The organism is Asticcacaulis sp. P4_H10, assembly GCF_056400965.1.
In genome coordinates this window covers 1-12,953 of sequence record NZ_JBFUKH010000005.1, presented here as the reverse complement: position 1 = coordinate 12,953, position 12,953 = coordinate 1, and the positions used below count along the sequence as shown (strand labels likewise).

14 protein-coding genes are annotated in these 12,953 nt (G+C 60.3%); 5 read left to right on the top strand and 9 right to left on the bottom strand.

Features of this window, described 5'->3' with window-relative positions:
- Positions 1 to 38 precede the first annotated feature (38 nt).
- The 5 genes from AC1DON_RS10075 to AC1DON_RS10055 all read right to left on the bottom strand — a co-directional run bounded on the left by AC1DON_RS10075 (position 39) and on the right by AC1DON_RS10055 (position 5,390).
- The gene (locus tag AC1DON_RS10075; protein ID WP_476934667.1) at positions 39 to 1,103 is read right to left on the bottom strand and encodes a zinc-binding metallopeptidase family protein; all 1,065 of its coding nucleotides are present in this window, start codon (positions 1,101 to 1,103) and stop codon (positions 39 to 41) included.
- Between the two features lie 82 nt (positions 1,104 to 1,185).
- Positions 1,186 to 1,743, bottom strand: coding sequence for a hypothetical protein (locus tag AC1DON_RS10070; protein WP_476934666.1), 558 nt, complete (start codon positions 1,741 to 1,743; stop codon positions 1,186 to 1,188).
- A 40-nt stretch (positions 1,744 to 1,783) separates the two neighbouring features.
- Positions 1,784 to 2,866: an SGNH/GDSL hydrolase family protein gene (locus AC1DON_RS10065; RefSeq protein ID WP_476934665.1), complete on the bottom strand. Its 1,083-nt coding sequence runs from the start codon at positions 2,864 to 2,866 to the stop codon at positions 1,784 to 1,786.
- A 74-nt stretch (positions 2,867 to 2,940) separates the two neighbouring features.
- Entirely contained in the window at positions 2,941 to 4,056 is a 1,116-nt protein-coding gene (locus AC1DON_RS10060) for an SGNH/GDSL hydrolase family protein (RefSeq protein ID WP_476934664.1), read from the bottom strand.
- A gap of 122 nt (positions 4,057 to 4,178) precedes the next feature.
- Positions 4,179 to 5,390 carry an NADP-dependent isocitrate dehydrogenase gene (locus AC1DON_RS10055; RefSeq protein WP_476934663.1) on the bottom strand — a complete coding sequence of 404 codons (1,212 nt, stop codon included), beginning with the start codon at positions 5,388 to 5,390 and terminating at the stop codon, positions 4,179 to 4,181.
- Between the two features lie 194 nt (positions 5,391 to 5,584).
- On the opposite strand from AC1DON_RS10055, the gene AC1DON_RS10050 reads away from it, so the two are divergent.
- A complete protein-coding gene (locus AC1DON_RS10050; protein WP_476934662.1) occupies positions 5,585 to 6,394 on the top strand; it encodes a hypothetical protein in 810 nt (269 codons plus the stop codon).
- On the opposite strand, the gene AC1DON_RS10045 is transcribed toward AC1DON_RS10050, so the two are convergent.
- Both AC1DON_RS10045 and AC1DON_RS10040 read right to left on the bottom strand, forming a co-directional pair.
- Complete coding sequence (locus AC1DON_RS10045; protein ID WP_476934661.1) at positions 6,391 to 6,702, bottom strand: ArsR/SmtB family transcription factor; 312 nt, start codon at positions 6,700 to 6,702, stop codon at positions 6,391 to 6,393. The genes AC1DON_RS10050 and AC1DON_RS10045 overlap by 4 nt on opposite strands.
- Positions 6,699 to 7,166 (bottom strand): SRPBCC domain-containing protein, encoded by a 468-nt coding sequence (locus AC1DON_RS10040; RefSeq protein ID WP_476934660.1) that lies wholly within the window; start codon positions 7,164 to 7,166, stop codon positions 6,699 to 6,701. The genes AC1DON_RS10045 and AC1DON_RS10040 overlap by 4 nt, the downstream gene beginning before the upstream one ends.
- Before the next feature lie 171 nt (positions 7,167 to 7,337).
- Here AC1DON_RS10040 and AC1DON_RS10035 point away from each other — a divergent pair, with 171 nt between their 5' ends.
- A complete protein-coding gene (locus tag AC1DON_RS10035; protein ID WP_476934659.1) occupies positions 7,338 to 8,147 on the top strand; it encodes an RNA methyltransferase in 810 nt (269 codons plus the stop codon).
- Positions 8,148 to 8,292: 145 nt separating this feature from the next.
- Here AC1DON_RS10035 and AC1DON_RS10030 read toward each other — a convergent pair whose 3' ends face one another.
- Both AC1DON_RS10030 and AC1DON_RS10025 read right to left on the bottom strand, forming a co-directional pair.
- Positions 8,293 to 8,718, bottom strand: a complete 426-nt coding sequence (locus tag AC1DON_RS10030) for a hypothetical protein (protein WP_476934658.1) — start codon at positions 8,716 to 8,718, stop codon at positions 8,293 to 8,295.
- A 198-nt stretch (positions 8,719 to 8,916) separates the two neighbouring features.
- On the bottom strand, positions 8,917 to 9,306 hold the full coding sequence (locus AC1DON_RS10025; RefSeq protein ID WP_476934657.1) for a hypothetical protein: 390 nt from the start codon (positions 9,304 to 9,306) through the stop codon (positions 8,917 to 8,919).
- 125 nt (positions 9,307 to 9,431) lie between these two features.
- On the opposite strand from AC1DON_RS10025, the gene AC1DON_RS10020 reads away from it, so the two are divergent.
- The 3 genes from AC1DON_RS10020 (at position 9,432) to AC1DON_RS10010 (ending at position 12,269) form a co-directional block, all read left to right on the top strand.
- Positions 9,432 to 10,217 carry a helix-turn-helix domain-containing protein gene (locus AC1DON_RS10020; protein WP_476934656.1) on the top strand — a complete coding sequence of 262 codons (786 nt, stop codon included), beginning with the start codon at positions 9,432 to 9,434 and terminating at the stop codon, positions 10,215 to 10,217.
- Between the two features lie 57 nt (positions 10,218 to 10,274).
- The gene (locus AC1DON_RS10015; RefSeq protein WP_476934655.1) at positions 10,275 to 11,222 is read left to right on the top strand and encodes a CPBP family intramembrane glutamic endopeptidase; all 948 of its coding nucleotides are present in this window, start codon (positions 10,275 to 10,277) and stop codon (positions 11,220 to 11,222) included.
- An 84-nt stretch (positions 11,223 to 11,306) separates the two neighbouring features.
- Positions 11,307 to 12,269 carry a CPBP family intramembrane glutamic endopeptidase gene (locus AC1DON_RS10010; RefSeq protein WP_476934654.1) on the top strand — a complete coding sequence of 321 codons (963 nt, stop codon included), beginning with the start codon at positions 11,307 to 11,309 and terminating at the stop codon, positions 12,267 to 12,269.
- The last annotated feature ends 684 nt before the right edge of the window (positions 12,270 to 12,953 follow it).

Here is a 12,953-nt window from a genome sequence, read left to right as displayed (position 1 = left end):
TGTAAGCGGTAACCGTGCACGAAGACAAGCCCTGGGAGCTAGACCTGGCGTGTCAACAGCCCGTGCACGTATTTCAGTTTTGCCTGGATGGCAGGGGTAAGGATGAAGGGGTACAGGTCGCGTTCGCCCATCGAATGGTGGATCGAATTGAGCGCCACGCTTAAGGGTATCCACACCTCAGCGATCTGGTCGAAGTCGAGAATGGTGTAAGGATCGAACGCCGCGTGCGTTCTTAGTTCCGAATGGCTGGGCGGTGCCAGGGCGATGCCGTAGATATGCGCCGTTTCCAGCGAATCGACGATGTGAAGCACGTGGGCGAAGCATTCGGCGAAATCTTCCCACGGATGCGTGGTCGCGTAATAACTGATGTAGGTTTCGCCCCATAAAGGCGGGGGGCCTTCCCTGTAGTGCCTTTCCAGCGCCTCACCGTAATCAGCTCGCTCATCACCGAACACAGCGCGAAAGCCGTCGAGCTTGCCGGCGTCACGCACCATCTTGTTCCAGATGAAGTGTCCGCACTCGTGGCGGAAATGGCCGAGCAGCGTGCGATAGGGCTCATTCATCATGGCGCGCTGCTGTTCGCGCGTCGGATCATCAGCCTCGGCGGTGCGGATGACAACCTGTCCCTCGTCATGGCCGATCAGCACCGGCTGGCACGAGCCGTCGGGCAGGATTTCGTCGTCCTTGAGATCGAAGATCAGCCCGCCATTGGGATCCTCGGCACGTGTCGGATGTGGCAGGTTCCAGCGCAGGAAGGAGTAGAACAGCAAGCGCTGAGCGTCGGCCATTCGCCGCCAGCGGTTGAGACCGACATCGGTCGTCGGATCCGGCACCAGCCCATTGTGCCGGCAGGCGAGGCAATAATCGTCCGCCCCTTCGGCGGGAACCATCCAGTTGCACAGGTCCCACTTTTCGTTGGCGCAGAAGCGATAGACGAACTGCTGCTGATCCATTCGGCGCCAGCGCTTGCCGTCGGCGTCCAGCTGCACCGTATGCACGGCCAGGGCTTCGGGGATGAATGCCAGGCGGAACCCGCAACTGACGCACGACCGGTTTTCAAAATAGACGGCGTTGCCGCAGTTGTCACATCGGAAAAGGCGCATGAGGTCCCTGCTTTGCCAAGATCGCGCATCAGCAATGGCGTGTGGGCCAGTAAGGAATCGATGCGTAGCAGGCATTCACCCGCTAAAGGATAGGCCCCCAATCGATATCGCGATTGTGCGGCCTGTATAGCTGGTCCCGATAGAACTTATCTTCCGGCTTGACCATCTGCAGCAGCTTTCCACCTATGCCGCGATGCCCCTTGACCAGGGTCCACTGCTGAATATGAACGCCGCCTGGCGGAAAGAATCTCTGCTCCGATTCCAGGCCGGCGAGAATTCGGTCACGACGCGCGATCTTGTCCATGTATTCGGCGGGCGTCGGCATCTTGCCGTCCGGCCACGCCAATGAATAGCGAAAGTCAATCTCGTCAAAGGTCGGAAGGCGGTCCAACTGGTAGACGTACGCCCCTTTCGCCAAGGAAAGGGGAGGCAACCCGAGAGCGCGCTCGATCTGGAAGGGTTGCATGCCCAATATTGGCTTGGCCACTCCGAAATAGCCGTAAACGGTGACGGTCTTCAGATTGCCCCTTTTGACCTGGTTCGCCGATTCTTCGTTCATGACCTTGATGAGCGCATTCTTGCCCGAGCGGCCCCAATGTTTCATGGACGATGCTTGAAATCCTTCAGCCATTGTCGCCATTGTTAGGTCCTTATTCGCTTGAGCAGAACTGCGGATATGCTTACTTGCCTTGCCAGATATCCGGCTGGCCATCGAGGAAACGGATCAGGCTGGCGGACACCTTGCGGTCGTCGGCAAGTGAAGGGTGCCAGTCACAGCCTTCGAAGGCCAGCCCGTTCATTGGGATAAAGGCAATACGCGTTTCGCCGCCGGCCTTGAGCCCGCCGAGCACCTTTGCGACCTGAGCCTGGATTTCGCCATTGGCCTGGTCGGTCGCCATCAGGATGAAATAGGCGTTCGGATTGGCGGTGCGCAAATCCTGGACAAAGGCGATATAGGTCGCGACATAGTCCTTCTGCAGTTCGTCGCGTGTCTTCCACTTTTCGCCCGGATTGAGCGGAGTCGAAAAGTCGTTGGTGCCAAGGCCGATGACCACAATCTGCGGCGCCCAGTCGTCGGAGGCGGCGTTCGCGTCGGGAATCGTACCGTTGTCGACATTGACGATGTTCGGATAGGCCTGGGGCAGGTGCAGACCTGCGCTGCCATTATAGTTGCGGACGATGCCGCGGCCGGAAATGGCATTGACGCGATAGTCGGCGTCGAAATGCTTGGCAGTCAACGGTCCGAAGGCCAACTGGGTCTGTGTTGTCGCCCATACGCCGTCGCCAGGACATTCGCGCCTTGGGGAGGTGTTGCCGTAACCGACCGTGTACGAATCACCGATGAACTCGATCTGGCGGGCGCGCGGCTTGACGCTCAGCACTTCGGCTGTGTCGGGCACGAAGATGCCGCTGAACTGTGCCGAGGTCCACGCGGCCTCGGTACGCTTTTCGACGCGGATGCTGTGTTCACTGTCGGCCAGACTTCCGAATTCGACCTGGCCATCACCGGGCTTGGAGATGGTGCGTGTCAGCTGACCGTCAATAAAGATGTCGAGGATGTTTGCGCTGTCCTTGACGCGGACGGCGGCGCCGGTGCCGCGGAACCGGCCTTCGAAATAGGTGCCGGGCCATTGATGGACGTAGCCCTTGCCAACTTCGGCCGGTGCGACTCGGCCTCCGACATGCAGTGGCAGGGCCTTTTCCGCGAAGGCGGGAGAAGCGGCGGCGAACGCAGCCAGCATCAGAAAAAGCGAAGTACGCAAGACTATTTATCCCCTGGGTTGTGCTTCACTATCCCAGCGAACCCGCCATCGGTCAATGTCGGAAGTGTGACAGTTTATTCGCCCTGCCATAGGTCCGGGTGGGCGGTGAAATACCCGGTCAGCTGCTCGAAAATGCGCTTGTGGTCGTTGCTGTCCAGATGCCAGTCGCAGCCGTTGAGGGCAAAGCCGTCAAGACCGATCGTATCGACCCGTGTTTCGCCCTGCGCCTTAAGCTGCGCAGCGACCTTTTCGACCTCATCGGCGACCGTTGGGCCTTCGTACTTGGTCAGCAGGAAGAAGGCTTCTGGGTTTTGGGCCCGCAAGGTTTTGACGAAGGTGACGAACGAGGCCTCATAATCGGCCTTGAGTGCGGCCTCGTCTTTCCACTTTTCGCCAGGCTTTACCGGCGTCGAAAAGTCGTTACCGCCTAGGCCGATGACGATGATCTGCGGATTCCATCGGTCGTCCTTGTATTCCGCCTGCTTGTCGAACAGGCTGTAGGGATAGAGGCCGGGCAGGGTATCACCGGCAAAGCCGTCATAGTTGCGCACGATGCCACGGCCGGAAAAAGCGTTGATCTGATAATCGGCCTTGAACGCCTTGGCTGTCAGCGGGCCATAGGCCTGCTGGGTGTTGGTGGTGGCCCAAAGTTCGTCCGGGCTGCACTGGCGGCTGGTCGAGGTATTGCCATAGCCGACCGTATACGAGTCACCGATGAACTCGATCTGGCGCGCGCGGGGCTGAATCGTCAGGCTTTTGCCCTTGGGTGCAAAGAAGCCGATAAAGGTGCCCTTGGTGCCTTGCGTTTCCGTCAGGCGTTCCAGGCGGATGACGTGCTGGCCCTTGCCCAGTCCTTTGTAGGTCTTGACCACGGCGCCGGGCTTTTTCAACGTGTCCTTCAACTGGCCGTCGATCGCAACGGTCAGGATATTGGTGCTGTCGTCCAGCCGGATGGACACTTCATCGCCTCCGAAGGCGGCGGTGAAATAGGTGCCGGGCCATTGATAGGTTGCTGTCGTGGTGATGATGGCTGAGCCGGCCGAGGTCCGCGTCAAGGCGGTGCCGTACTGGACGCGGCCGACAGTGTGCGGAACGATGAGGACCTGATCGCCCGGCAATGTTACGATGGGGGCGGCGACGGCGGGCGCGCAGACGGCGATCAGGCTCAGGGCAAGGGCGGCGGTGCGCATTGGTATTCTTCCCGGTGTTATGTTGGTTGCAGCAACTATCGTCATGAATGCCGTAGTCGTCAACGGTAACAAAAAAGCCGCCCGCGAACGGACGGCTTTTTCAGACTCTTTGAGAGGGGCTCTTAAGCGAGCGCCTTGGTCAGGTTCTCGCTGATCTTGTCGAGGAAGCCCTCGGTCGTCAGCCAGCCCTGCGACGGACCAACCAGCAGCGCCAGGTCCTTGGTCATGAAGCCGGCTTCGACGGTGTCGATACAGACCTTTTCCAGCGTCTCGGCAAACTTGGCCAGTTCGGCATTGTCGTCCAGCTTAGCGCGGTGCGCCAGGCCCTGCGTCCAGGCGAAGATCGAGGCCAGCGAGTTGGTCGAGGTCGACTCGCCCTTCTGGTGCTGGCGGTAGTGGCGGGTGACGGTGCCGTGGGCGGCTTCGGCTTCCATGACCTTGCCGTCCGGGGTGACCAGGGCGGAGGTCATCAGGCCCAGCGAGCCATAGCCTTGCGCGACCGTGTCCGACTGGACGTCGCCGTCGTAGTTCTTGCAGGCCCAGACGAAACCGCCGGACCACTTCAGCGCCGAAGCGACCATGTCGTCGATCAGGCGGTGTTCGTAGGTCAGGCCCAGTTCCTTGAACTTCGCGGCGTATTCGGCGTCGAAGATGTCCTGGAAGATGTCCTTGAAGCGGCCGTCATAGGCCTTCAGGATGGTGTTCTTGGTCGACAGGTAGACCGGATAGTTGCGCTTGATGCCGTATTCGAACGAAGCGCGGGCGAAGTCGCGGATCGATTCGTCGAGGTTGTACATCGCCATGGCGACGCCGGCGCCGGGCGCCTTGAAGACTTCGTGCTCGATGACCGTGCCGTCGTCGCCGACGAACTTGATGGTCAGTGTGCCCTTGCCCGGCATCAGGAAGTCGGTGGCCTTGTACTGGTCACCGAAGGCGTGGCGGCCGACGACGATCGGCTGGGTCCAGCCCGGAACCAGGCGCGGGACGTTCTTGCAGATGATCGGCTCACGGAACACGACGCCGCCCAGGATGTTGCGGATGGTGCCGTTCGGCGACTTCCACATCTTCTTGAGATTGAATTCCTTCACGCGCGCTTCGTCCGGCGTGATGGTGGCGCACTTGACGCCGACGCCGCAGGCCTTGATGGCATTGGCTGCATCGATCGTGACCTGGTCGTCGGTGGCGTCGCGGTGTTCCATGCCGAGGTCGAAATACTGCAGCTCGACGTCGAGGTAGGGGTGGATCAGCTTGTCCTTGATAAGCTGCCAGATGATGCGGGTCATTTCATCGCCGTCGATGTCGACGACGGGGTTTGCCACCTTGATCTTGGCCATTCGAGTGTCCTCTCTCAAAAGCGCATTCCGAAAAGTGCAAAGCGGCTTTCGGATAATATGCGCGGTCAACAAAGCGCACGGGACGCAGACGCACAGGGTCTGTGTGGGCGCTGACGGTGACCGCTATAGACGAAATGACATCGGGCGCAAACTGGATTAATTCTTCCATCGGGCGGGGTGCGAGGAGGGGATGGATGAACGGTGAAATTGCCCAGCTTGTTGCGTTGACCTGTTACGGTAATGCCATGCTGCGCGGAACGTCCGCGCCACCATTCTTTCCGGACAATTCGACGTGCCGGTTTGCCGAATATATCAAATTCCGGGATTTCAAACGACGTGTCGAGCTGGCAGCGACACCGGACCGGTGGTTCGAGGGTCTGCTGTCGCAAGGGACAAAAGGGCTTGTGCTGCGTCACGCGCCTTCAGGACGGGAGTTGGATGACCGGATGACGGCGGGCTTTGCCGGTGGTGGCGCGACCTGGGCGCTGGAGGCGGTTAAAGCCGATGGAACAAGCGACTTCTGGACTGCGGAATGGGATGTCGGTGATCAGGCTGCGCCGGACGACCGGATATGGCGCGTCGACTATTTCCGGCATCCCGGCGGCGCGACTACGCCACATGGCCTGCGTACTCTGTCCGCCGTCCAGGCGGATTTCGTGACGGCCCTGCGCGACATCCGCGCCTTTTCGGTCAGGTTTTCAGGGAATGAGGGATTTACGAGCTGTTTCGACAGCGGGCTTGAAGCCTTGCGGGCTTCGGATGCCCAGTCGGGTTATCACCGGGACCTCTATCCGTCCCACACGCTCCCGCAAACGGCGCGAAGCCTGCTGAGTGCTGCCACGGTCGCCTGGGTCTTCGGCGGCATGGGCTCATGGAACGATCAGGGCTTTGATGAGGAGCAGGCAGAGTATGAGCGCGTATCCGCGGCGCTCTACACGATTATCAATGAGGCGATTGCCGTGGCTGCCTCCAGTTCCTGGCCGGGCAGCGGGATCGCCGACTAGGTTTCATCCAGAATCTGGCCCAGCGCATCCAGCCGTTTCTGCCACAGCGGCCGGCGAGCTTTCGACCAGGCATCCAGACTATCGAAGCCACTGGTGTCTAATCGGCAGGATCGGACGCGGCCGATCTTCTCGGTTTTGACCAGGCCGGCGGCTTCGAGAATGGCGATGTGTTGGGCGACGGCCGTCAGGGTCATGTCGTAGGGCTGGGCGAGCGCCGAGACCGACATGGCCGTGTCGGTCAGGCGCTCGACCATGTCGCGCCGCGTGGCATCGCCTAAGGCTTGAAGAACCTTATGTGCATCTGTCATCGGTTGTCATTGAGCGCGGCTTCAAGCTGGCCCAGCAACTGCTGCCATCCGGCCTTGCGCATTTCCGGGCCGTCTGAGTTTTCGAAATAGGCGCCATTGTGCGTGCAGATCAGCCGCGTGCCATCGCCGTCCGCCTCGAACTCGAACGTCATGAGCGAGGCCGAAAACGGCCTGCCGTTCATCATCATGTTCGATCCCGAGACAATTCGGCTGTGCGGGACGATGTCGAGATAGAGCGCTTCTGACGTGATCACCGCGCCCGGAAATGGCGTCGAGGCGTCCATGACCCAGCGCGTGCGCTCCATGCCGCCCAGCCGGAAGTCGTTCTGATAATCGCCGCTGTCCTGAGGCGCGTGGGTTAGCCAGCGCATCTTGATGGCGCTGTCGGAAAAGGCGGCGAAGACCTTGGCGACGGGGTGAGGATATGTGGTTTCGCTGACGAAGGTGGCGTGAACGACGGGCATGGAATTCTTCCTTACAATGGTGAAGTTTAAAATTCAGTATCATAGCGAGTGAGATAGTCAAGTTTAAACTTGAGTGTTATTCATCTCTCCCTGCTGCGGGAAGAGGGGACGAATGTGCGATCTTTCCGCAGCCTCTTCCCTGCCTGACTCGCTTCCCGTATAAGCCGCGCCATGAAAGATGCCCGTCCCGCGCCGCCGCGCGACCCGAACCTGACCCTGCCGTGTGTGATCCTCGACCGGCCGCAACTGGCTGACAATATCGGCGCCGTCGCACGCGTCATGGCCAATTTTGGCTTGCACGAACTGCGGCTGGTGGCGCCACGCGACGGCTGGCCACAGGACCGGGCGTGGGCAATGTCGTCGGGGGCCAACTGGCCGCTGGATGGCGCGCAGGTCTTCCCGACCGTGGCCGACGCTGTTGCCGATCTGAAGACCGTCTACGCTACGACGGCACGGCCGCGTGAAACCCACCTGCCGATCATCACACCGCGCCAGTGCGCCGACCAGGCCTACGTCGAGGCGCAGAGCCATATGAGGGCAGGGCTGTTGTTCGGCGCCGAGCGGGCAGGGCTGGAAACCAGCGACATCGCGCTCAGCCACGCCATTGTCACCATCCCGGTCGACCCGCACTTCCAATCGCTCAACCTGGCCCAGGCCGTGAACATCGTCCTTTATGAGTGGCGCCTGAAGGTCATGGACGCGCCCAAGGCCGCCTTCACCCAGAATATGGACGAGCCCGCAGACCTCAAGCATCTGCACGGGCTTTACGGCCACCTCGAGGATGAGCTCGAAAAGGCCGGCTTCTTCTTCCCGCCGGAAAAGAAGGAGTCGATGGTGCGTAATCTGCGCGTGGCGCTCAACCGCGCGCGCATGACCGAGCAGGAGATCCGCACCTGGCGCGGCGTCGTCACGGCCCTGACCAAGGGCCGTGGCCGCGTCCTGGCCAGACGGGCCAAGGAGCAGGGCGAGGGGGAAGATTAGGCGAATCTTCTCCTCCCCATGACAATGGGGAGGTGCCGCAGCTTGTCTGCGGCGGAGGGGTATATCTGTCGGCGCCGCCACCTCCGTCACCTTCGCTTCGCTCTCCGGCACTTCCCCCGTCGCTATGCGACAGGGAGGAGGGAGGTTAAAACGCCAACGCCTTCAGATCCGGCTCAACCCATTCGCGGCGGGCTTGCGGCGTAAACAGGCTGTCCTTCGACCAATAGCTGAGCAGCCATTCCGACCGGCCCAGCTCCGACGCCATCAGCCGGTTGGTCAGATCAAACAGAGGGTGATCTGGGGCGAACCCGCTCGCAAATGCCCGTGCGGCGAGGATCGACGCCTGGGTGATCGTCTCATGATAGCCGGCCGTGTCGGTATTTTGGCCACCCCTCGCGACATTATAGGCGCGGATAATATCGGGCATGATCGCGGGCACATCTTCGCGGTGCCTGAGCAGCCACAGGGCCAGGGCAAAATGCGCGGCATGCGTCCATTCCGCTTTCGGCAGGCTCAAGTCCAGTACGCCTGAGGCGATGCGGTCGATTTCGGTGTCGGTGGTAAAGGTCATAAGGGTCTCCATGGGATAACCCGGACGGCACAAGAAAAAACCCCGCCGGCCGGGCGGGGTTGCAAAAAGCGGTTGAAGTGATCCTTCAGCCAGCCGCGCACGCCCACGCCGGAAATTGGCGGGTTAGCTGCTGCTGGATAAGGATGATCGTCATGCGCATGTACCGAGGCTTAAAGTCCGGCGCATGCACTGTCAATGTCAGGCGATCTGTTGCGCCTGCCTGAGACCTGCGATCTGCGCCACGGCAAGACCCGCGACGGCTATGCCTTGAGCGCCGACAAACGCCATGCCCCAGACGTTCGGGCTGACAAAGGTGGTAAACAACAGGCCGAAGCTGTCGATAACCCAGAGCGCGTTAAGTGCCACGACCAGCCAGGCCAGCGGCCGCGATATCTGTGGCCGTGTGCCGATCCAGGCAACGCCCAGTCCGTACGGGATCAGGAACAGGCCGGCATAGAGCAGCAGGGCCTGGGGCATATTGAAGAAACCGGAAAGAAGGCCGGCGCCTCCCGCCAGCAACAGCCCCATGGCGGCGCTGGCCACGGCATCGGCGAGCAGGGCGAATTTCAACAGGTTGGACGCGAACATGAGCACATCTCCTTTGGCTCGTTGAGGATGGCCGATGATCCCGCACCTGTGGCGGCGTGTCGATTAAGTGGGAGGTAATTGAAACGCGCGCACAGGCGCTCTAAGCGTGAGCTCCGGAGGACATCATGACCGCGATCCATGCATTCGGTGAACTGTTGAAGGACTGGCGGGCGCGCCGCCGCATGAGCCAGCTCGACCTGGCGCTGGATGCCGAAATCTCGCAGAAGCACCTGAGCTTCATCGAGACGGGGCGCTCGGTCCCCAGCCGCGACATGGTCATACGCCTGTCGGAAGTGCTCGACATGCCGCTGCGCGAACGCAACCGGCTGCTCAATGCTGCGGGTTACGCCGCCATGTATCTGGCGCGCGGCCTCGACGATCCGTCCCTGGCGGCGGCACGCGCGGCGATCGATCAGTTGCTCAGCGCTCACGATCCTTATCCCGCCCTGGCCATAGATCCGCACTGGACACTGATCGCCGCCAACCGGAGCCTGCAAAGCCTTTTGATTGTGGTGGCGGACAAGGCCCTGTTGGAACCGCCGGTCAATGTCCTGAAGCTGTCGCTGCATCCCGGCGGCTTCGCGCCCTTCATCATCAATCTGGCGCAGTGGCGGACACATATATTGCTGCGGCTGCGCCATCAGATGCAGGCCTCGGGCAATGGCGCGCTACAGGGACTGCTCGCCGACCTCGAAGCGCTACCGGCGCCGGATGACGATACTACCCACGGCGACTTCGGCGACGTCTATGTACCGCTCAGGCTGCGAATGCCGATGGGCGAGTTGTCCTTTTTCTCGACCACGACGGTGTTTGGTGCGCCGTTCGACGTCACCCTGTCGGAAATTGCCATCGAAGCCTTCTTCCCGGCCGACGCCGCGACACAGATGCTATTGCGCAGCACAGACGCTTAAGCCGGGCTTGCCAGTCGCCATTAACTATGGAAACCTCCGGTGCGCAAAGGGGGCAGCATGGCGGGCACAGACCTTTATTCGCCGGGACCGTATCGACGAACCTGGGCGCTCCTGACCATTCCTCTGGTCTGGCTGTGTATCTATGCCGGCGTGTGGGTATCTGGCCAGATCGCGGGTATCTTCGGTCTTTATGTCTCTGCGGCCAGCGGACGCTGGCAGGACAATCTGGCGGCGCTGTTCGCGTCCGTACCCGTACTGCTGCTGTTCTGGCTGTGGCTGCGCTTTTTTGAGGGGCGGCCTTTGGCGTCGGTTGGGCTTGGGGCGTGGCAAGGCAAACGCTTCGGCATGGGCTTTCTGTCGGGCTTTCTGGTGGTCGTCCTGGCGGTGGTTCAGATCGGGTTGATCGCACAGTATGAAATCACGGGTCTTGGGGCGTGGTACGATCACCTGACGCCGACCTGGCTGTTCGCCAGCGCCCTGGCCATTGTCGGAACCATCCTCCAGGCCACGGTGACCGAAGCCCTGTTCCGCGGCTGGATGCTGCAAAATGCCGTCGGGCGCTGGGGCAGCGTTCTGGCCATCGCTTTCAATATAGCAGCGTGCCTGTTGATCCAGGGCGGCCCGGGTGCATTGCGTTCGCCTGAGACCATGCTCGGCGTCATCAATATCGCCATCTTAAGCTGGTACATGTGCCTGCGCGCCATGCGCGACCAGAGCCTGTGGGGTGTCTGCGGCTTTCATGCTGCCTGGAACCTGACCATGGGCTGGGGACTGGGGCTTACCGTCGACGGCGGCCGGCTGAACATCACACCCGCCCTGCTTAAGATCGAGGCGCCGGTCGAAGACACCTGGCTATGGTCGGGCGGCGACTTCGGTCCCAATGCCAGCATCATCATGACCGGGATCGCGATCGTGCTGGTCGGGACGTGCTTCACTGGTAAAAAGCGCGGGCCAAAGCCGGCCGCGCCGTCGCGCGAAAGTTATGAGACGATTATTGATCACTAGACGGGGAACTATCCCCTTGTCTTGCCTCCGCTTCGTGCCACTATGGCGGAAACATCCGTGTAGCCGCAGGGCAGGGGACTAAAGATGGCCGGTATCGAACTCTACGCGCCGAGGCTGGCGAAGCATCGCCGGACCTGGAGCCTGGCAATCGTCGGACTGGGGATCGTCTTCCTGGCGCTGCAGATTCTGTTGCTGCCGGTTTTTCTGATGACGGCCATCGGTCTAGCCGGCATCAAGATCGATCCCCAAAACCTCCAGGCCTCTTTGCTGGCGGCCCTGCCGGAGTGGCCGGTATTTGCCTCGTCCCTGTTTGCGTGTGGCGTAACGTCCATAGCGATCTTCCTGTGGGTCCATCTGTTCGAGCGGCGCAGCTTTCCGGCAATCGGATTTAACGGCCAAGGGCTAAAGCGTTTCGGGCGGGGCTTCCTGATCGGACTGGGCTTTCTGAGCGCGGTTGTCGGCGGACTTGCGCTTTTGGGGGGATACCGGATCGAATCGCCGGGCATCTGGGCAGCGCCTTCGCTGGCCGCCTTCGTCCCGATCGTGGTGCTGCTGGTCGGTTTCTGCATCCAGGGCAGCGGCGAGGAGATACTGATGCGCGGGTGGTTGATGCAGCTTATCGCTTCGCGCCATGGCCTCTACTGGGGCATCGGTATCAATTCCGTCATCTTCTCTCTTATGCACGCCCTGAATACGCCGCCGACCCCGGAATTGGCGCTCGGCTTGCTGAACATCCTGCTGGTTGGCGTTTTCTTCAGCCTGTACGCCATTCGGGAGCAATCGATATGGGGTGTTTGCGGCTGGCACGCAGCGTGGAACTGGATGCTCAGCGGCGGTGTCGGCCTGGAGGTCAGTGGAATGTCCGTCAAGGTCGCGCCACTTATCGACCTGGCAGGCACCGCCGGCGCGCCATGGTGGCTGACCGGTGGCAGCTTTGGTCCGGAGGGAAGTGTGGTCGCGACTGCCGTCCTGCTGACGGGTACGATCTGGCTGGCGTGGCAACTGCGCCGTAACCCGCCGAAAGGCTTTCCTGTAGTCGCTGAATAAGGTCATTTCAGCGTAACGCAATTATATAAGAAATCGGCAAAAAGGTCGTTGACTCCCAAGGGTGGTCTAACTAGAAGCACCACTCCCGGCGACGGCGCTTCCAAGCGGTTTCGGCGGGGCCGCTTCGAGCGAAACTTTTTCGAAAGAATCGCTTGACGCAAAAACTGGAGCGACTATATACGCCGCTCCGCTGACGACGCCTTCGGGTTTCTGAAGCGCTCCGGATTAAAAAATTCTTTTTAAAAAGAATTGCTTGACACGGAAAATTAAAGCGGTATAAGCGCCGCTCCGCTGACGAAACCTTCGGGGTTCTGAAGCAAACCGAAGAAAAGAAATTCTTTTAAAAAGAATTACTTGACACGGAAAATCTAAGCGGTATAAGCGCCGCTCTCTTCGATAACGAGATAAGGTTGTCGCTCTGGACGGTTTAACCGCCGTTTGGTGATAGAAATTTTTGTGCCGCTCGGCGGTGCATTTTCGGTCTTTGACATTGTATATATTGGAAAGAGAAACGCAGGCGGCGGTGTTCTTGCGGACATGTTGAGATACATGTCTACACGACTACCAAAGATGTTTGCGGTCTCTTTATAGACAACCATTTGATATGGACTTCGGTTTGTATCATGTGGGAACTCGTTAATGAACGTAAACTTACGCAGTGATTTAGATTACTGAGTATTGGAG

Excerpts from the sequence above, each read along its gene's own strand:
- AC1DON_RS10075 (WP_476934667.1), bottom strand. The coding sequence starts at position 1,103 with ATGCGCCTTTTCCGATGTGACAACTGCGGCAACGCCGTCTATTTTGAA.
- AC1DON_RS10020 (WP_476934656.1), top strand. The coding sequence starts at position 9,432 with ATGACCGCGATCCATGCATTCGGTGAACTGTTGAAGGACTGGCGGGCG.
- AC1DON_RS10030 (WP_476934658.1), bottom strand. The coding sequence starts at position 8,718 with ATGACCTTTACCACCGACACCGAAATCGACCGCATCGCCTCAGGCGTA.
- AC1DON_RS10015 (WP_476934655.1), top strand. The coding sequence starts at position 10,275 with ATGGCGGGCACAGACCTTTATTCGCCGGGACCGTATCGACGAACCTGG.
- AC1DON_RS10010 (WP_476934654.1), top strand. The coding sequence starts at position 11,307 with ATGGCCGGTATCGAACTCTACGCGCCGAGGCTGGCGAAGCATCGCCGG.
- AC1DON_RS10045 (WP_476934661.1), bottom strand. The coding sequence starts at position 6,702 with ATGACAGATGCACATAAGGTTCTTCAAGCCTTAGGCGATGCCACGCGG.
- AC1DON_RS10040 (WP_476934660.1), bottom strand. The coding sequence starts at position 7,166 with ATGCCCGTCGTTCACGCCACCTTCGTCAGCGAAACCACATATCCTCAC.
- AC1DON_RS10025 (WP_476934657.1), bottom strand. The coding sequence starts at position 9,306 with ATGTTCGCGTCCAACCTGTTGAAATTCGCCCTGCTCGCCGATGCCGTG.
- AC1DON_RS10050 (WP_476934662.1), top strand. The coding sequence starts at position 5,585 with ATGAACGGTGAAATTGCCCAGCTTGTTGCGTTGACCTGTTACGGTAAT.
- AC1DON_RS10055 (WP_476934663.1), bottom strand. The coding sequence starts at position 5,390 with ATGGCCAAGATCAAGGTGGCAAACCCCGTCGTCGACATCGACGGCGAT.
- AC1DON_RS10035 (WP_476934659.1), top strand. The coding sequence starts at position 7,338 with ATGAAAGATGCCCGTCCCGCGCCGCCGCGCGACCCGAACCTGACCCTG.
- AC1DON_RS10060 (WP_476934664.1), bottom strand. The coding sequence starts at position 4,056 with ATGCGCACCGCCGCCCTTGCCCTGAGCCTGATCGCCGTCTGCGCGCCC.
- AC1DON_RS10070 (WP_476934666.1), bottom strand. The coding sequence starts at position 1,743 with ATGGCGACAATGGCTGAAGGATTTCAAGCATCGTCCATGAAACATTGG.